Origin of the sequence: Paenibacillus sp. NPDC057967 (genome assembly GCF_042887015.1) — a bacterium.
Lineage (GTDB): Bacteria > Bacillota > Bacilli > Paenibacillales > Paenibacillaceae > Pristimantibacillus.
On record NZ_JBHVQB010000001.1, the window covers coordinates 94597 to 111309 of the forward strand.

The window sequence follows — 16713 nt, forward strand, 5'->3', positions numbered from 1 at the left end:
TTCATGGTTGAAAGACGAAGAAGCCTTCACACCCGCTTGAGGCAAGTGTGAAGGCTTCTATGGCTTTGCGCGATTCAGCTTTTCCCTATGGTCATTCTCGGCCTTCCTCAGCGGCTCCAGACTTGCGCTCTCCTCCATCATTCCAAGGAGCGCTTCCAGCCTGGAGGCCGACTCCCAGCTGATATGATGCTCCAGCCGCTCCGCTTCCCTCAGGGCCAGTTCTTCCGGCACGCCCGCATGCCGAAGCAGCCTGACTAGCGTCCCGTGCTTGCCGAGGAGCTGCTTGCCCATCCTTAATCCGGCATATGTAGGCGCAATCTGCCCATATTTCTCATAGATCACATAACCGGACTCTCGCAGCTTCAGCGCCATCTTGGATACAGTGGACAAATGAACGGATAAAGCCTCCGCTACCTCCGACACTCGCACGCAGCCCGTCGTTCTCGACAGCCTATAAATTTGCTTCAGATGATCCTCCATTACCGGTGTCAACGTCATCGCACTACCACCCTTTACGCCTCCGGCATCGCGGTAGCGCGTGGCCGGAACCAGCGCGACGCAAGGCCATGACGGGGCGAAGCGATAAAGCTGATCATAAAGACGATGCCTGTCGCGAAAGCCATCGAACCTGATATCGAGGTGTCGAGCCAAGCCGCTACGTAATACCCCGCCACGGCCGACAATACGCCGAACCCGCCGCTAAGCGCGAACATAACCAGCAGCCGGTCCGTCCATAGATACGCTGCCGCAGCCGGCGTAATCAGCATCGCCACGACCATAATCGCGCCGACCGCGTCGAAGGCCGCAACCGTCGTCACGGATACAAGCGACATAAAGACGTAATGCATCAGCACGACCGGCAAGCCCAGACTGGCGGCAAGCGCCGGGTCGAAGGACGTAATTTTCCACTCTTTGTAGAACGCCAGTACAGCGACCAGAACAACAATCAGTACAATCGACAGAATAAAAACGGCTTCCGGAATAGAACCGATCCATGGCAACTCGATGCGCTCCCAAGGGATAAAGGTGATCTCTCCCATCAACGTATGCTTCACATCCAGATGCGCATTGCCGACCTTCGTCGCAATGAGCACAACGCCAATCGCGAACAGCGTGGTGAACACAACACCGATGGACGCCTCCTGCTGCACGCCTCTGGCATGGAACCACTGCACCAGCACCGATGTCAGCAAACCAGCCGCGATGGCTCCGATGAGCATATGTACGCCGCTAAGCTCCCTTGTTACCAAATACGCAACGACGATGCCGAGCAGCACCGTATGGCTGATCGCATCGGCCATCATGGCCATTCTCCGCAAGATAAGCAATACGCCGATGATGCCGCAGGAAAGTCCCACAAGCGATGCCGTCAACAATATCCAGCCTGCATAGCTCATCTCGCTTCCCCCCTCTCCAGCACCCGCTGCGCAGGTACTGACCGCTCGAGCGATTTCTTCTGCGCATATCGCTGCAGGAACAGGACGAGCATGCCCTTGCGCGCTCCGAATGCAAGGGAGACGATGAAGATCGAAGACGCTGCGATAACAATGAACGGGCCTGTCGGCCATCCTTTGCCGAAGGTGCTGATCAACGTTCCCGCCATTCCAGACACTCCGCCAAAGACGCCCGACAGCACGACCATCCACAGGAATGAGTTGGTCCAATATCTGGAGCTGACCGCCGGTATGATAAGCAGCGCCGCCATCAGAATGACGCCTACCGCTTGAATGCCGATGACGATGACCAGTACAAGCACCGTCATATAGATGCTGCTCATCCAGCGGCTGGAGAGTCCGAGACCCTTCGCGAACTGCGGATCGAACAGATAGAGCTTCCATTCCTTAAATGCGATAATCGAGATAAAGACCACAAGCAGCGCAACCCCTGACATGGTGAATACATCCTTGCGGATCATCGAAGCCGCCTGGCCGAAGATGAAGCTGTCGAGGCCGCTTTGGCTGCCGCCGCCCATCCGGTTCACGAAGGTCAGCAGCATAATGCCTAACCCGAAGAATACGGACAGGATCATCCCCATCGCGGCATCCTCCTTCACCCGGCTGGAGGAGCGAATCCACTGGATCAGCAGCGCCCCCAGCAGAGCACTTGCCGCCGCCCCTGCGATCATAAGCGGCAGGCTCTTGCTCCCCGCGATCATAAATCCAATAATGACGCCCGGCAGCGCGGCATGTGACAAGGCGTCGCTCATGAGGCTTTGCCGCTTCCAATAGGCGAAGCATCCCATCACGCCGGCTGCCATTCCCAGAATCAAGGTGCTGAAGAGCACCCATTGAGCGTTATGCGACAGTGCCAGGCTCATCCCAATTTCTCCCCCATCCATCTAAGCGTTCCGCCATAGGTCCGGAATATATTTTCCCTTGTGAAGGTCTCCGCCGTCGGTCCATGCGCCACGACGCTTCGATTCAGCATCAGCACCTGATCGAAGTAATCCTCTACCGTCTGCAAGTCATGATGGACGACCATGACCGTGCGCCCCTTGTTCTTAAGCACCTTCAGCGTATCCATAATGGCCCGCTCGGTAGCTGCGTCAACCCCGGCAAGCGGCTCGTCGAGGAAATACAGATCCGCATCCTGCACGAGCGCCCGCGCCAGGAATACCCGCTGCTGCTGCCCGCCCGACAATTGGCTGATCTGGCGGTCGGCGAATGCGGCCATGCCCATCTCGTCCAACGCGTTCATGGCCAGATCGCGATGCTTGCGCTTCGGCCACTTCAGCCAGCCGATCTTGCCATACAATCCCATCATGACCACATCCAGCGCATTCGTCGGGAAATCCCAATCCACGGAGCCCCGCTGCGGGACGTAGCCGATTCTGGACTTGGCCTTGCTGTAATCCGTTCCGAAAAATTGGACCGAGCCGGACAGCCGCGGATGCAGATCCAGCATCACTTTCAACAGCGTGGACTTGCCCGCTCCGTTCGGTCCGACGATGCTCGTCAGCGTTCCCGGCTGCACATCGAACCTGACATCATTCAGCACTTTGTTCTTTCTGTAAGAAGCGGATAAGCCGCTTACGCTTAAGACTGGCATCATATTTACTTCTCCTCTCCGCTCAGAGCTCCGGCTATCGTGTCTACGTTATGGGCATACATCCCAAGGTAAGTGCCTTCCTTCGTTCCCGCTTCGCCCATCGCATCGGAGAACAGCTCTCCGCCCAGCGACACATTCAACCCCTGCTTCTTCGCCCCTTCAATGACGGCATTGATGGAGGCCGGATTGATGCTGCTCTCGATAAAGACAGCAGGAACATCATGCTCAACCAGCGTAGTAATGGTGTCGTCGATATCCGACAGCCCGATCTCATCCTCCGTGCTAAGTCCCTGCAAGCCGACCACTTGAATGCCCAGCAAGCGGCCGAAGTAACCGAATGCGTCATGGGCAGTAACCAAAATTCGCTTATCCTGCGGGATCTGGCTGACCTTCTGCACCGCCTCTGCTTTCAAAGAGTCTAGCTTCTCGAAGTAGCTCTTCCGATTACCCTCGAAGTAATCCGCGTCGTCCGGATAGGCCTTCTTCAGTTCATCCGTAGCGGCCGACAGCGCCTGCTTCCACAGATCGATATCGAACCAGATATGCGGATCGATCGCTCCGCCTTCGTCCTTCAGCAGCTTCTCCTCCGGAATCACTTCCCCGATGGCGAGGACGGGTCTGTTCTTGCCGATCTCCTCGAATACCTTCAGCATATTGGACTCCAGATGCAGCCCGCTGTAAAAAATCATGTCGCCGTTCTCCAGCGTCGCAATATCTCCTTGCGTAGCCGTGTACAGATGGGGATCGACGCCCGGCCCCATCAGGCTATGTACCTCCACCTTGTCGCCCCCAATGACGGACAGCGGCTCGGCGATCTGCGCAATGGTCGTGACGATGTTGATTTTGCCGCTCTCGCTCTTGCCCGGCTTCTTCCCTCCGTCACTGCATGCGGCCAGCACCAAAGATAATGACAATACAAGCAGGACGGCTGTCCAACCTCTCTTTTTCCCAATCAACCCGGTTTTCACGTTTCTCTCTCCTCCTGATTCCCCTCGACCCTAGTTGACCAAGGTAACAAAATGTGAATGATTACAAAAGTTTTTCCTTAAGGCAAAACTAATGGTTAAATACAAAATAGTAGACATAGGGCAATTTGTCAACCTTTTTTTGGACTTCTTTTCATGCGGGCTTGTACATATAGCTTAAAGATGGAATGAATTCGGGATGGTATTTTTGGAGCAAAAAAGGGGGAATTAGCGTCCATGAACGGACATGTAATGGGAATGGTGCTGTGTGCGCTCTCTACCGGCATCGGCGCCGTTCCGGTCTTGCTGTTCCGCCGAATTTCCCATAGACGAATGGATATCTTGCTGGCCTATACAGCCGGGGTCATGGTCGCTGCGTCTACGTATGGACTTATTCCTGCATCGCTGAAGCTAACTAATCTGTATGTGCTCTTCTTCAGCGTGCTGATGGGGGCGCTGCTGCTTAGTCTGCTGGAGCAATTCGTGCCGCATGTGGATCTTCATCACGAGAGAGGAGGCGTCGCGCTGCCGCGGGAATCACTGACGCTGGTCATGGCGATGGCGCTTCATAATGTGCCGGAGGGGTTGTCGGTGGGGGCCAGCTTTGCCAGCGAAAGCGATAATCTCGGCGTCATCGTCTCGCTGTCCATCGGGCTGCAGAACGCGCCCGAAGGCTTCCTCGTCGCGTTGTTTCTTGTGAATCAGCGCGTGAGACGGCGCACAGCGGTGCTCATCGCGGCATTAACGGGATTGATCGAGATGGCAGCCGCCTTTCTCGGTTATCATTTGGCCAGCTTTGCGGTTTCGCTTGTCCCGTATGGCCTTGCTTTTGCCGCCGGCGCCATGCTTTTTATCGTCTACAAGGAGCTCATTCCCGAGACGCATGGGCATGGCTATGAGCGTTCGGCGACCTTTGCGTTTTTGCTGGGATTGCTCAGTATGATCAGTGTTGTAGAATGGTTTCGATAGTGGACACCAGACAAGATGTCTGTTCGGTTCACCAGTTGATGACGGTTAAAAAACTTTCCCGAGGGAAACATAAGTCCGGCAAGCTACAACATGACGAGACGGAGGCTGACATGCTGCTCATTTACGCTCTTGCTTTATTACTTGTCGGATTATTTGCGGTCAACGGCATATTCGCCTACCAGAGCAAGCACATCGATCCTGCCTTCTGGACGACCGTCTGGTATCAGACCAAGCTGATCCCGCTCTTTTTTGCCGCTAATCTGATGATCGGTTACGGGGTTAAATTTGTTCATCAGGTATTCGGCAACCTGACGTTTGCCCTCACCCTGTCCAAGGGCGTCGAAATTATCGTCTGCGTTGTACTGGGCTTCTTCTTCATGAAGGAAGTGCCAAAATGGAATACCTATGCCGGACTTGCCATGGTCATTGCGGGATTCTGGGTGACGAAAATGAAAGGATAAAGGTGGCGGCTCTCAGCTGCCGTCCTCGGCGCGCAGCGATTGCCTGATGAACGCGATAAAGGAACGCACCACACCCGAAAGCTGCTCCTCATCCCGGTACGCAAGGCAAATATGCCGCTTATTCTCATAGTGCGGGAGACTGCGCATGATCAGCTCTCCCGCTTCCACCTCCCGCCTTACGCTGCGGGCAGGCAGTATACCGATCCCCATATTGCATTTGATCGCTTCCTTGATCGTCTCGATCGCCCCCAGCTCCATCACCTGGCCCCACTGCAGGCCATTTCCCTTAGCCCATTCATCGGACAGTGTCCGCGAGGTCGAACCCACCTCATGCAGCAAAAAGGTCTCCTCCCGTATCTGATCAACCGTAATAGGGTCAGCTTCCGACAACGGATTAAGCGGCGACAGCAACAGCTTCAGCTCATCCTGAACGAGCGGCACAATGATCAGCCCCCTCTCCTCCAGTGCGCCAAGCGAAACAATTCCCGCATCGATCTCATAATCCCGCAGCATCGCCAGCACCGACTCCGCTTGCTTCACCGTCAGCATAAGCGAAACATCCGGACTCAGGTTCCGATAGGATGCAAAATGCGGAGGCAACACATAGGTTGCTGGCGTGTAGCTCGCCCCGATCCGCAGCCTGCCTCCCTTCTGGCTGCCATAAGCCGCCATAGCCCCGCTTGCCGTCTCGGTCAGATGCACAATTCGCCGTGCATAGGGAAGCAGCTCCGCCGCCGCTTCGTTCGGGTGCAGGCTTCGAGATTGCTTGCGGAACAACTCCACCCCAAGCTCCTGCTCCAGCTTGCGCAAGTGGAAGCTGACGGTAGGCTGCTTCAGACCCAGCCTGTCCGCCGACTCCGCCAGCGTCCTCCCTCCGCACATCTCGATAAACACCTTCAACTGCTGAATATTCATGCTACATCCCCTCTACCGTTTCGATTGCCTAAAATATAGATGATATCTATATATTTATCAATACATATAGATGTTATTTAACAAAAACTCGACATCCCGTTAACGTTCAACTGACAAACCGTTGGTAGAGTAAGACATGCAGGACCAATAACGTTTGTGGAGGGAATCAATCAATGAATACGTACCGCAACAGCAAGCTTAGCCTCTTGCTCATTCTGGCGCTTGCGCTCGTCTTAAGCGCATGCGGCGGCGGCAATGGAAATAAGGGCGCGAATACAGGCTCCGGCACAACGGCGCCTTCGGCAACCCCGGAGCAGAGCAGCCAGCCGTCCGAGACGCCGGCCGCGCAAGACGAAGGAACATTAACCGTCTATCTGAACGACTTCGACGATATGATCGCCCCGCTTTTCGAAGCCGCTACCGGCTATAAGGTCGAACTGGTGGTAGGCAACGGAGCGGAGATCATGTCGCGCGTCGAAGCCGAGAAGGGCAATCCGCACTGGGATGTGCTCTGGATGGATGCGATGCCTTCCATTCACGGACTGGGCGAGGCCGGCCAGCTGATGGAGTGGACGCCGGACAATCTGGGCAATCTGGACGACTTCGCCCAAGGCTTCGTGCCGGAGAAGCACTGGTACTTCCCGACTGGCGCTCATGCCGCCGGCGTCATCGTCTACAACAAGGACAAGGTCAAGGCGGAAGACGCTCCCGCTTCATGGGAACAATTCGACGATGCGAAGTACAAAGGTATGATCGGTATGGCAGATCCCGCGATTGCCGCTCCCGCTTATCCGTACGTGTCCTGGTTCTTCAACAATCTTGGTATGGACAAAGCGCAGCAATACTTCGACGGACTGATGAAGAGCGGCCTGAGGGTCTATCCGAAAAACCCTAACGTGGTCAGCGCTCTGACCAGCGGCGAGATTTCCATTGCGGCGCTTCAGGAAAGCAACGCCTATGCGATGGTCAACAAAGGCGAGCCAATTGAAATTGTATGGCCGGAGGAAGGCGCGCCTGCATCCGTGCGGGTAGCCGCCATTCAGAAGGATACCAAAAATCCGAATGCCGCCAAGGCGTTTATCGAATTCCTGCTCGATCCGGCTACGCAGCAAGCACTGGTCGACGAAGGGGACGAGAGCTACTTCCAGCCTTCGGCGAAGGGCGTTGCGCCTAGACCGGACCGCGCAGCCCATGCGAAGCTCGTAGCAGCCGACGCTTCCTGGGCATCCCAGAATGAAGCGGCGATCAAGCAATGGTTCGCCGACCAATCCGTACAATAACCGATGCGATCGATTGGCAGGGACAAGCTGGGATGGAGCGTCAGCGCCATCCTGATCGTCCTCGTAATGCTCCCCTTGGCGGCAGTCATGATACAAGTGCTGCTGCCAGGGGTTTTCTTCGGCAATTGGCAACTCGGCGACTGGAAGCTGCTGCTCCAAATCTTTCACCGGCCATTATGGCAAAAGTCGCTTGAGAACTCATTGATGCTGGGCATCGGCACGACGCTGCTGGGCACCTTACTGGGCGCGGCGCTTGCCGCTATCCGCTCCAGCTGGTCCTTCCCGACGGCGAAGCTGCTGGACGCTTCCGTCTGGCTGCTGCTCATTACGCCGTCCTTCATATTGGCGCAAGGCTGGGTGCTCTTCGCATCCGGCGGCGGCATCGCCGTCCAGCTATTCGGCTGGGATTGGGTGAAGAATGGCATCTTCACTCCCGCAGGGCTGATCTTTATGATGACGCTGAGCAAATTCCCGTTCGCTTACTTAAGCGTACACGCCGCTCTGGAGTGGAAGGTCGATCAGCTCTCGCAGGCTGCGCGCTTATGCGGCGCATCCGCATGGACGACATGGCGCACCATCCATGCTCCGCTGCTGCTCCCGGCTCTACTGGCCGGCGCCGCGCTTGTGTTCATGGATACGATCGGGGACTTCGGCATGCCCGCCTCCATCGCGGCTGTCTATCGTTTTCCCACGCTGCCCTATTCCATCTATTCGGCCATCTATACGTCGCCGATCCGCTTCGATATGGCCGGCGTGCTGTCGTTCTATCTGGTCGCGCTGATCGGGCTGGCAATGATGCTGCAATTCTATGCGCTTAAGCGGTCCCGCTACGACTTTCTGACGGCGAGAGCCTCGCGCTCCGTTCCGAAATCCGCAGGACGCTTCACGCCTCTGCTGACGGCGCTGAATCTCCTGTTCCTGCTGCTGGTTATTGGAGTTCCTGTCGGCTCCAACGTCGTCAGCTCCTTGCTGAAGACGCAAGGCGGCGGCGTTACGACGGACAATTTAACCTTGGAGCATTACCGCAGCTTATTCAGCACGTCGAGCAGTCTGCTGACCGGCTTATGGCACTCGCTTGCGATTGCCGGTGCCGCCGCGATTCTGGGGCTGTTGATCGGCCTGGGCGTTGCGTATGTGCTGACTTATTCGCGCTTCCAATTCAAACGGTCCATTGAAGTCTTCTCGATCATTACGCTTGCCGTTCCTGGCGTCGTGCTTGGCATCGGCTATATTTTCGTCTGGAATCAAAAGTGGCTGGAACCTCTTGGGCTGCTTCTATACGGCACGCCCTGGATTCTCGTCCTGGCCGCCATCGCAGGAGCGATCCCGGTTATTACCCGTCTTATGACGGGAGCGATGGCCAAGGTGCCTGGCAACCTGCTATCGGCTGCCCAGCTTCAGGGTGACAGCTTTATGCACCGGATGCGCTATATTCTCCTTCCGCTTATCCGTGGAGCGCTGCTGTCGGCTGGTCTTGCGGCATTCGGCGCAAGCATATTCGATCTGGCTGTCAGCTCGATCTTGTTCCCGCCGAAGTTCGTGACGCTTCCCGTCGCGATCAATAAGGCATTCGAGGACTTGAACTTCGGCTATGCCTCCGCGGCTACCGTAACAAGCTCCCTCATTGTCATTCTCATCATTCTGGCGATAGAGCTGCTGCTTCGCCGCAAGGAGGCATCATCATGACACAAGCATCCGGCAATAACATCTTACTCGACATATCCGATGTGTCCAAAAGCTACGGCAACTTCCAGGCGCTAAAGAGCATATCGCTCACGATGCAGCAAGGCGAGATTATTAGCGTGCTCGGGCCGTCAGGCTGCGGCAAGTCCACGCTCCTGCAGCTTGTGGCCGGCTTGTCACAGCCAGATGGCGGCACAATCCGGCTGGGCGGCGACATTGTCGCTACAGCCAAGTCGCTTGTCCCCCCGGAGAAACGCGGCGTCAATATGGTATTCCAGGACTATGCACTGTGGCCCCATATGTCCGTCATGGACAATATCGAATACGGACTGAAGCGCATGAAGCTAGGCAAGGAGGAGATGAACGTTCGCGTTGGCGAGCTTCTTAACCTGCTGCATCTGGAGGGGCTGGAGAAGCGGCTTCCGCCTCAGCTCTCCGGAGGACAGCAGCAGCGTGTCGCCATTGCCAGAGCGCTTGCGACACGGCCGAAGCTGATGCTGCTTGATGAGCCGCTGTCCAACTTGGATATGAGGCTGCGCGTGGAGATGCGGACGGAGATGGCCTATTTGTTCCGGAAGCTGGGCATCAGCGTCTTCCACGTCACCCATGATCCCGACGAAGCATTCGCCATGGCGGACCGTCTGCTCATCATGAGAGCAGGCAGGATTGACCAGCTCGACACGCCGGAGCAATGCTTCAAGCGGCCTGCAAGCCGATGGTCCGCCTCCCTGATGGGGGCGTTCAACACATTAAAGGGCAGAATTATCGATGCTGCAAGCGATACTCCTGTCATTCAAATTGGAAGCCAGACGATCCGGGGCATTATGCCCGCAGATAGATCTGGGACAACCAGCAGCCGAAGCACTATGGACGGGCTGCTCATGTTACGGCCGGAAGAGTTGACGCCGATCTCCCTGCAAGAAGGCTCGGCAGACGGCTCTCTGAACAATCAACTGAACGTCCAAATTGTTCACTGTTCCTTCGAAGGCACCAGATGGCGTGCAGTAGCCGAGACCGAATGCGGCCAGAAGTTATATATTGTTCATGAGACCCCTCTGGCCGCAGGAGAGCGGATGGCAGTCCGTCTGCCCTTGCAATCCGCTTATATCTACAGGGATGAGGACGAAAGGTAGTCGATTGACGTGAACAATGATAACAACATGACCAGCACCAAGAGGCTGCTGGCCATCTCGGATATACACGGGCATCAGGATGGCCTCATGCGACTCTTGCATGAGGCGGCTTATGATCCTTCGCGCGATCAGCTGCTGCTGCTTGGCGATTATATCGATGCTGACAATCCCGTCTCTTGGGGGACACTGGAAGTTGTAAGGGAACTCGTCTCGCAAGGGGCCATTGCCATTCCCGGCAATCAGGAGCTGAAGCTGGTCGCTCTGTCCAAGCGGCATCGGGATCGAGGAAGACTTACCGGCCAGCAGCGCCATTACGTGAGATGGATTAATTCGCTTCCCCTCTGCATCATCGATCATGAAATATTGTTTGTGCATGCCGGGCTGCGGCCTGGCATCCCGCTTCGCGAGCAGTCCGTCCGCGACATGACAGAGATCCGCGAAGACTTTTATACCTATCCGCTAAGGCATCTCGCTTCGCTTATTGATGGCGACGAAAGCAACAGGAGCAAGCCTCTGTGGCGCCGAATTATGTTCGGCCATACGCCGACCAGCAAGCTCGGCGCTGCTCCCGGCGATATCTGGACCGACGGCCGCCGAATCGGCATCGATACAGGCGCCAAGCACGGACAACGTCTCACACTGCTCGATGTTCGTGAAGGGATCACCTATTCATGTCCTACGGAGCCGGGCTACCGCAGCGGCGAGTGCTCACAGGGTATCGCCCGGGGAGTTAAAAGTCCGGCTCTCCCCTGACACCGGGCAATTAAGCTGACAGCAAAAAACTCCCGTTCCACATATTCTGTGGATTCGGGAGTTTTATTCATTCAGCCTATGCTGCCGAGCCGCGAAGCATGCTCTTCATGTAGCTGTTGCTGGCAAGCAGGAAGTAAATCGTCTGCATGCCCACATAGATGCCGATAACTACAAATGAATAGAACCAGTTGGATGTATTCATCATATTGTCCAGCGAGCGCATCGCGAACAGCGCATGGCTGATGCCGACAACACATGGAATGAAGAAGATTATCGCAATCTGCGAGACGACGACGCGGCGAACTTCCTTCTTCGTCATGCCGATGCGGCTGAGGCCCTTGAATTGAGCCTGGTCCTCCTGAATTTCCGTGAACAGCTTGAAGTAGATCATGCTGCCTGCGGCAATAAAGAACAACAAGCTGATGAACAAGCCGATGAACAGCGTCAAGGATACCGTCTCATTCAGTTCCGAATATCTCTGCGGACGATTGAAATCCTTTTCGTATTTCATGTCCTCCGGGACCAGATTAACCAGCTTCTCCACTGTCGGAGCGGCTTTTTCCCAGTTTTTCAGCTCATAGCCATAGAACGCTAGCTGCTCGTCTTCGCTGATGCCCGAGATGGTATTAATAAATGTCAGGTCATCCATCACCAGCGTCAGCGAATTGGCATCAATCCAGTTGTTCATGACGCTCGTATCCATAGACCCCGATACGGGAATCTCGATTTTCTCTCCGTTCACATATCCTATAGCTTTCCCGCTGCCGAATACCGTCTTGTCAAAGTTGCGGTACAGCAGCGTCAGCTTGCCGCTCTCTACGGTAATCTGCGGCTTGCCCTGCTCCTTCGCCAGCTTGTTGTAATCGGAAGCCGATATAATCATGGCATGGCGCTGGTACTCGTTTGTTTCGTCATGTCCGTTGCCCAACTGGGTTGATGTATCTCCGTCGAACGTGATGGAGTATTTCTCCAATCCAATTCCGACTACTTTAGCTTCGTAATCGTATGAGAAGCCGCCTTCCTTCACAATTCGCTGCAAATCGTCCGGATTAATGACGTTATGCGCGTGAAGCCCCTTCTCTACGTAAGCAATGGAGAATGGCGAGCTGCTCACGAGATCCTGCTTGCCTTGGACATGCATAATATAGACGGTGCCCAGCGCCGTCATAATGACTGCGCTCAGGATCGATACGACGAACAGAATGCGGGCGTTATCTCTAATTTTATAGCCCAGCTGCGCGAAGATCAGCATATTGGTCCGTTTGTAATACAAGCTATGCCGCTTCTGAATGAATTTCAGGATGACAATGCTCAGCTGCGTAAACAAGAAATACGTTCCGACAACGACCGTGATCAATATCGGCAGCGCCAGTAAGACAAAGTTGTAGCTGTCCATCATAAGCGCCATGCCATATCCTATTGCAAGGCTTAGGGCCCCGATGATCACAAGCCAGCGAGAGTAGACCAGCTTGCCCTTCGGCTGTCTCGACGCCGTCAGCAGATCGATAATCTCGGTACGGCCCATTCTGAGCACGGTCCAGAATGAAATCAGCAGAAACAGAGCAAAAAATCCGCCCGCGCTCAGCCATACCGCTTTCATCGGAATCGCGAACGCAATTGTATCGCTCATGCCCAGCAGGGCAGCCAGCGCCATGAAGAACAGCTTGCTGAACAGAATGCCGAGTCCGATGCCAACGGCAATGGACATGATGGCAATTACGATATTTTCATAGATGACCAGCTTGCGAAGCTGAGACTTGGTCATGCCGAACAAAGAGAACAAGCCGAATTCCTGCTTCCTCGTCTTCAGGAATGCGGAGTTGGAATACAGGATGAACAGAAACGAAAAGATGATTATGATGTATAAGCAAAATTGCATGCCGTCGCGCACCTTCGCCGCGCCCAGAATATGGCCATTGACCACATCCGGATGGTTCAGGAAGGACGCATACAAGTAGAAAATCAATACCGAAAATACGCTGCTAAGGAAAAACGCACTATATGAACGCCAATTCCCCCGTACATTACTAAGCGCGAGCGAACGGAACGTCATCGAAATTCCCTCCCAGCACGCTTAGCGCGTCCAATATTTGTTGGAAGAACGCTTGGCGGTTCGAACCTCTGCGAATCTCCGAGAAAAACTTGCCGTCTTTAATAAACACAATGCGCTGACAGTAACTGGCGGAGAACGGATCATGCGTCACCATCAGAACGGTCGCCTTGAATTTCTCGTTCATCTCCTTCAGCGCGTCCATGACATCCTTGGCAGCCTTGGAATCCAGGTTGCCTGTCAGCTCATCTGCAAGCACAAGCGAAGGCTGATGGATAATCGCTCGCGCAATTGCCGCGCGCTGCTTCTGTCCGCCCGATACTTCATAGGTCCGCTTATCCAGAATCGCAGCGATCTGCAGCATCTCCACGATCGGTCCAAGCCGCTGCTCGATCAGCTTCGGCGCCATGCCCTCCATAACGAGCGGCAAAATAATATTCTCCTTAATGGACAGCGTGTCCAGCAGATTGAAGTCCTGGAATACAAAGCCCAGCTCCCGTCTGCGGAACAAAGCCAGCTTGTTGTCGCTCAGCTTCGTCGGATTCACGCCGTTAATCTCAATCGCTCCCGATGTGGGCCGGTCGATTGTCGCCAGCAAATTCAGCAGCGTCGTCTTGCCGCTGCCCGAAGGTCCCATAACGCCGACAAACTCGCCCGCTTCAACCTCCAGATCGATATTTTCCAGCGCTTTATAGACGACATTGCCTTTGGTGCTATATATTTTGCCTAACCCTTGCGCTCTCAGTACGCTCATTACTATCGTTCCTCCCCGGAATTCATCGTTGTGTATCTTATAGCTAAAGTATACTTCCGGGGAGCCTTGCCACCCATCGATTTGTCTTTCAATCCGTTCCTTGCAACCTTACAATATTGTCACCGAAGCGCTGCGATTCCATAATGTGAATGCCCCGGGTCTGAAATAGAATGGTGAACGTAGTGCCAACGCCAAGCTCCGACTCTACTTGCAGTGTGTGCCCCAGCCTGCTGCATACCTGCTTGGCGAGATACAGCCCCATGCCTGTCGATTCCCCTGTCGTACGGCCGTTCTCGCCTGTGAAGAACGGATCGAAGATACGAGGGATGTCGTGGGCAGCGATGCCGATGCCGGCATCCGTCACCCGGAGCCGCACGCTGCTGTCCGAATACTGCTCCAATCGAAACTGCAAGGTTTTGGTACCGGGCTTGTTTTTGCTATATTTAATTGCGTTGCTGATCAGTTGGTTCAGCACGAATGTCATCCACTTGTCGTCTGTCTCCGCCCATGCTTCGCCTTCCACTCTCGGGAAGATAGAATACTGAATACACAGGCGCTTGTGCGCGTTGATCACGCTTCGAATCATATCATGCAAAGAAGTTTTCCGAATATGTACATCCAGCTCGAACTTATCCAGTCTGGCGGTATATAGCATCATCTCAAGGCCGCGCGTCAACCTCTCCGTCTCTTCCCTGACGCTGCCGATCAGATCCATCCACTCCCGCTCGGTATCCGGCGGCTGTCTGAACGCTTCCTGCACCTGCAGATCAACCACCGATACCGGCGTCTTCATATGATGGACCCATTGCATCACAAAGTGATTATGGATCTCCTGCTGCCGCTTATGCTGGTTTAATTCATTCAAATAAGCGCGGTGCTGATCCTGCAGCAGCCGTGCAGCGAGCCGCTGCTCCCCGGTGGCCGCGGATTGGATCAGCGTCACCGCGCCCAGCTCATCCGAACGTTCCATTGCTTCTTGCAATTGCTTGTAATAATAACGCATGCGCAAATAATCAACAGCGAGCCATATGCTGTATACGAATACGGCAAGCAAGATGAAATAATAGATCGTCTGCGTGTCGATAAGGCCAGGATAACGGTACTGCTCCAGCAAATACAAGCAGCAAGCCAAGCCAATGATCGTCAGCGCGCACAGCATATTAAGAAGACGGTCCTTCAGAAACATAAGGACAGAAGACCAGCGTCCGAATTCATCGTTCATCGTACTCCACCTGATTTTGACCCTTCCAGCGACAGCTTGTAGCCTTGTCCTCTGATCGTCTCGATCGCCTTCGGCAAGCCAAGCTCCTCCAGCTTCTTGCGCAGCCTCGTCACATTAACCGTGAGCGTATTGTCATCGACGAATTGCACATCGTCCCACAGCGCCTCAAGCAGCGTCTCCCGCGCCACGATATGTCCGGGCCTGCGCATCAGGCATTCCGCAAGCAGCCCTTCGTTCTTCGTCAATTCAACCCGCTTGCCTTCCCAATCCAGCTCGTTGCGGCTCATCAGCAAGCGCAGGCCGCCAGCGCTCAGCTCCATCGAGAGACTCTCCGAAGAGTCTCCGCCTTCTCGTCCCTCCGTAATGGCATATTCCCCGTAGGTTCTTCGCAAGACGCTGCGGACCTTCGCCATGAGCAGCTCAAGCTGGATTGGCTTCGTAATGTAATCATCCCCGCCATTCTCGATTGCCATCACCTGATCCATCTCTCCCGCCCGGGCCGAAATGAAAATAATCGGCACGTTCGAGCGCGAGCGGATTTGCCTGCACCAGTAATAACCGTCGAAATACGGCAGGTTAATATCCAGCAATACAAGTTGAGGTTCGAATGACTCCAGCTCCGGCAGCAGATCGCGGAAGTCGGAAGCAGCCTCAGCTGCATAACCGTATTGCTCCATTTTATTTTTTAGAATAGCGGCAATCTTGCCGTCATCCTCGACAATAAATACGCGGTACATCCCATCGTTCCCCCTATTGAACTCTCATCATGTGCAGCACGTCCTTTCACTTATTATAATCTTCCTTAAGCGGCATAGTCGAATGTCCGTCACATTCCCGAGCCCGCTCCCTCCGTCTTGTGCTGGCCTCTTGCCAGTCTGCCGGCAGCATCCCTCAGCCATGGCAGCAAATAACGGTCGACGCCGAAGCGTCCTGTATTGCTTCCCGCGAGTACGATCAGAATGCCCAACAGAAGGAACCACGGATTATTGCTGACGGAGCCGGAGAATATGAACATAAAATTAAGCAGCAGACCGAAAAAAGCGGCTGTAAGCGAAAGCGCTCCTACAATTAACCCGAGTCCAACCAGAAATTCGCCCCACGGCACCAAAATATTAATGATCTTAACCTGAGGCAAGGCTACATGCTCCAAGAAGGACAAGTATGTCGGATACAGCGCTTCGCCGGTGGCTCTGTCGATCACGGGATTGGCAAGCGCATTGTTCAGAAATCCGGAAGCATCAAACGGTTTGTCCCCCGACAGCTTGCCCCAACCTGACATCAGCCAGTTGTAACCAAGAAAAATTCGGATAAAGGTGACAAGAAAAGCCGACCACATTTTTTCGCTCCAAAACTTCATTCGCCATCTCCCTTTCCTATAAAACCTAATATCAATCCTAATAAGTGAAACTTATTTGACACTTTATGAACCGCTTACATAAAGCGAAAACCTTATCGTCTGTCACACATCCTCCTTCCTCTG

The 16713-nt window shown here is 54.5% G+C and carries 17 protein-coding genes; 6 read left to right on the plus strand and 11 right to left on the minus strand.

The annotated features are described in order from the left end of the window. Positions 1–57: 57 nt before the first annotated feature. From ACFVSO_RS00415 to ACFVSO_RS00435, 5 genes are read right to left on the minus strand one after another with little or no spacing between them, the layout of a single operon-like run. Positions 58–498, minus strand: coding sequence for a metal-dependent transcriptional regulator (locus ACFVSO_RS00415; protein WP_387468940.1), 441 nt, complete (start codon positions 496–498; stop codon positions 58–60). Positions 499–512: 14 nt separating this feature from the next. Then, positions 513–1397: a metal ABC transporter permease gene (locus tag ACFVSO_RS00420; RefSeq protein WP_387468942.1), complete on the minus strand. Its 885-nt coding sequence runs from the start codon at positions 1395–1397 to the stop codon at positions 513–515. Then, a complete protein-coding gene (locus tag ACFVSO_RS00425; RefSeq protein ID WP_387468944.1) occupies positions 1394–2317 on the minus strand; it encodes a metal ABC transporter permease in 924 nt (307 codons plus the stop codon). The genes ACFVSO_RS00420 and ACFVSO_RS00425 overlap by 4 nt, the downstream gene beginning before the upstream one ends. Then, a complete protein-coding gene (locus tag ACFVSO_RS00430) occupies positions 2314–3048 on the minus strand; it encodes a metal ABC transporter ATP-binding protein (RefSeq protein ID WP_387470496.1) in 735 nt (244 codons plus the stop codon). The genes ACFVSO_RS00425 and ACFVSO_RS00430 overlap by 4 nt, the downstream gene beginning before the upstream one ends. 5 nt (positions 3049–3053) lie before the next feature. Continuing rightward, on the minus strand, positions 3054–4016 hold the full coding sequence (locus ACFVSO_RS00435) for a metal ABC transporter solute-binding protein, Zn/Mn family (RefSeq protein ID WP_387468946.1): 963 nt from the start codon (positions 4014–4016) through the stop codon (positions 3054–3056). 234 nt (positions 4017–4250) lie between these two features. Between ACFVSO_RS00435 and ACFVSO_RS00440 the strand changes: the two genes are divergently transcribed. Together ACFVSO_RS00440 and ACFVSO_RS00445 are read left to right on the plus strand one after the other, a co-directional pair. After that, a complete protein-coding gene (locus ACFVSO_RS00440) occupies positions 4251–4982 on the plus strand; it encodes a ZIP family metal transporter (protein WP_387468948.1) in 732 nt (243 codons plus the stop codon). Beyond that, positions 4982–5443 (plus strand): hypothetical protein, encoded by a 462-nt coding sequence (locus tag ACFVSO_RS00445; protein ID WP_387468950.1) that lies wholly within the window; start codon positions 4982–4984, stop codon positions 5441–5443. Before ACFVSO_RS00440 ends, ACFVSO_RS00445 begins: the two co-directional genes overlap by 1 nt. 12 nt (positions 5444–5455) lie before the next feature. Here the strand turns inward: ACFVSO_RS00445 and ACFVSO_RS00450 are convergent, their stop codons facing one another. Then, positions 5456–6358, minus strand: a complete 903-nt coding sequence (locus ACFVSO_RS00450) for a LysR substrate-binding domain-containing protein (protein WP_387468952.1) — start codon at positions 6356–6358, stop codon at positions 5456–5458. A gap of 173 nt (positions 6359–6531) precedes the next feature. Between ACFVSO_RS00450 and ACFVSO_RS00455 the strand changes: the two genes are divergently transcribed. From ACFVSO_RS00455 to ACFVSO_RS00470, 4 genes are all read left to right on the plus strand, one after another. After that, positions 6532–7638 (plus strand): extracellular solute-binding protein, encoded by a 1107-nt coding sequence (locus ACFVSO_RS00455; protein ID WP_387468954.1) that lies wholly within the window; start codon positions 6532–6534, stop codon positions 7636–7638. An 87-nt stretch (positions 7639–7725) separates the two neighbouring features. Beyond that, complete coding sequence (locus ACFVSO_RS00460) at positions 7726–9324, plus strand: ABC transporter permease (protein WP_387468956.1); 1599 nt, start codon at positions 7726–7728, stop codon at positions 9322–9324. Continuing rightward, positions 9321–10454: an ABC transporter ATP-binding protein gene (locus ACFVSO_RS00465; protein WP_387468958.1), complete on the plus strand. Its 1134-nt coding sequence runs from the start codon at positions 9321–9323 to the stop codon at positions 10452–10454. The genes ACFVSO_RS00460 and ACFVSO_RS00465 overlap by 4 nt, the downstream gene beginning before the upstream one ends. 9 nt (positions 10455–10463) lie before the next feature. Further along, positions 10464–11207, plus strand: coding sequence for a metallophosphoesterase family protein (locus tag ACFVSO_RS00470; RefSeq protein ID WP_387468960.1), 744 nt, complete (start codon positions 10464–10466; stop codon positions 11205–11207). A 76-nt stretch (positions 11208–11283) separates the two neighbouring features. Here ACFVSO_RS00470 and ACFVSO_RS00475 read toward each other — a convergent pair whose 3' ends face one another. The 5 genes from ACFVSO_RS00475 to ACFVSO_RS00495 form a co-directional block, all read right to left on the minus strand. Further along, positions 11284–13260 carry an FtsX-like permease family protein gene (locus tag ACFVSO_RS00475; RefSeq protein WP_387468962.1) on the minus strand — a complete coding sequence of 659 codons (1977 nt, stop codon included), beginning with the start codon at positions 13258–13260 and terminating at the stop codon, positions 11284–11286. Continuing rightward, positions 13235–14011: an ABC transporter ATP-binding protein gene (locus ACFVSO_RS00480; protein ID WP_387468965.1), complete on the minus strand. Its 777-nt coding sequence runs from the start codon at positions 14009–14011 to the stop codon at positions 13235–13237. Before ACFVSO_RS00480 ends, ACFVSO_RS00475 begins: the two co-directional genes overlap by 26 nt. 88 nt (positions 14012–14099) lie before the next feature. Further along, on the minus strand, positions 14100–15233 hold the full coding sequence (locus ACFVSO_RS00485; protein ID WP_387468967.1) for a sensor histidine kinase: 1134 nt from the start codon (positions 15231–15233) through the stop codon (positions 14100–14102). Next, positions 15230–15970, minus strand: coding sequence for a response regulator transcription factor (locus ACFVSO_RS00490; RefSeq protein WP_387468969.1), 741 nt, complete (start codon positions 15968–15970; stop codon positions 15230–15232). The genes ACFVSO_RS00485 and ACFVSO_RS00490 overlap by 4 nt, the downstream gene beginning before the upstream one ends. 89 nt (positions 15971–16059) lie before the next feature. Further along, positions 16060–16590, minus strand: a complete 531-nt coding sequence (locus tag ACFVSO_RS00495; RefSeq protein ID WP_387468972.1) for a DoxX family protein — start codon at positions 16588–16590, stop codon at positions 16060–16062. Positions 16591–16713 lie beyond the last annotated feature (123 nt).

Coding starts and splice junctions, on each gene's coding strand:
- ACFVSO_RS00415 (WP_387468940.1), bottom strand. CDS start 498: ATGACGTTGACACCGGTAATGGAGGATCATCTGAAGCAAATTTATAGG.
- ACFVSO_RS00420 (WP_387468942.1), bottom strand. CDS start 1,397: ATGAGCTATGCAGGCTGGATATTGTTGACGGCATCGCTTGTGGGACTT.
- ACFVSO_RS00425 (WP_387468944.1), bottom strand. CDS start 2,317: ATGAGCCTGGCACTGTCGCATAACGCTCAATGGGTGCTCTTCAGCACC.
- ACFVSO_RS00430 (WP_387470496.1), bottom strand. CDS start 3,048: ATGCCAGTCTTAAGCGTAAGCGGCTTATCCGCTTCTTACAGAAAGAAC.
- ACFVSO_RS00440 (WP_387468948.1), top strand. CDS start 4,251: ATGAACGGACATGTAATGGGAATGGTGCTGTGTGCGCTCTCTACCGGC.
- ACFVSO_RS00450 (WP_387468952.1), bottom strand. CDS start 6,358: ATGAATATTCAGCAGTTGAAGGTGTTTATCGAGATGTGCGGAGGGAGG.
- ACFVSO_RS00455 (WP_387468954.1), top strand. CDS start 6,532: ATGAATACGTACCGCAACAGCAAGCTTAGCCTCTTGCTCATTCTGGCG.
- ACFVSO_RS00460 (WP_387468956.1), top strand. CDS start 7,726: ATGATACAAGTGCTGCTGCCAGGGGTTTTCTTCGGCAATTGGCAACTC.
- ACFVSO_RS00465 (WP_387468958.1), top strand. CDS start 9,321: ATGACACAAGCATCCGGCAATAACATCTTACTCGACATATCCGATGTG.
- ACFVSO_RS00475 (WP_387468962.1), bottom strand. CDS start 13,260: ATGACGTTCCGTTCGCTCGCGCTTAGTAATGTACGGGGGAATTGGCGT.
- ACFVSO_RS00480 (WP_387468965.1), bottom strand. CDS start 14,011: ATGAGCGTACTGAGAGCGCAAGGGTTAGGCAAAATATATAGCACCAAA.
- ACFVSO_RS00485 (WP_387468967.1), bottom strand. CDS start 15,233: ATGAACGATGAATTCGGACGCTGGTCTTCTGTCCTTATGTTTCTGAAG.
- ACFVSO_RS00490 (WP_387468969.1), bottom strand. CDS start 15,970: ATGTACCGCGTATTTATTGTCGAGGATGACGGCAAGATTGCCGCTATT.
- ACFVSO_RS00495 (WP_387468972.1), bottom strand. CDS start 16,590: ATGAAGTTTTGGAGCGAAAAAATGTGGTCGGCTTTTCTTGTCACCTTT.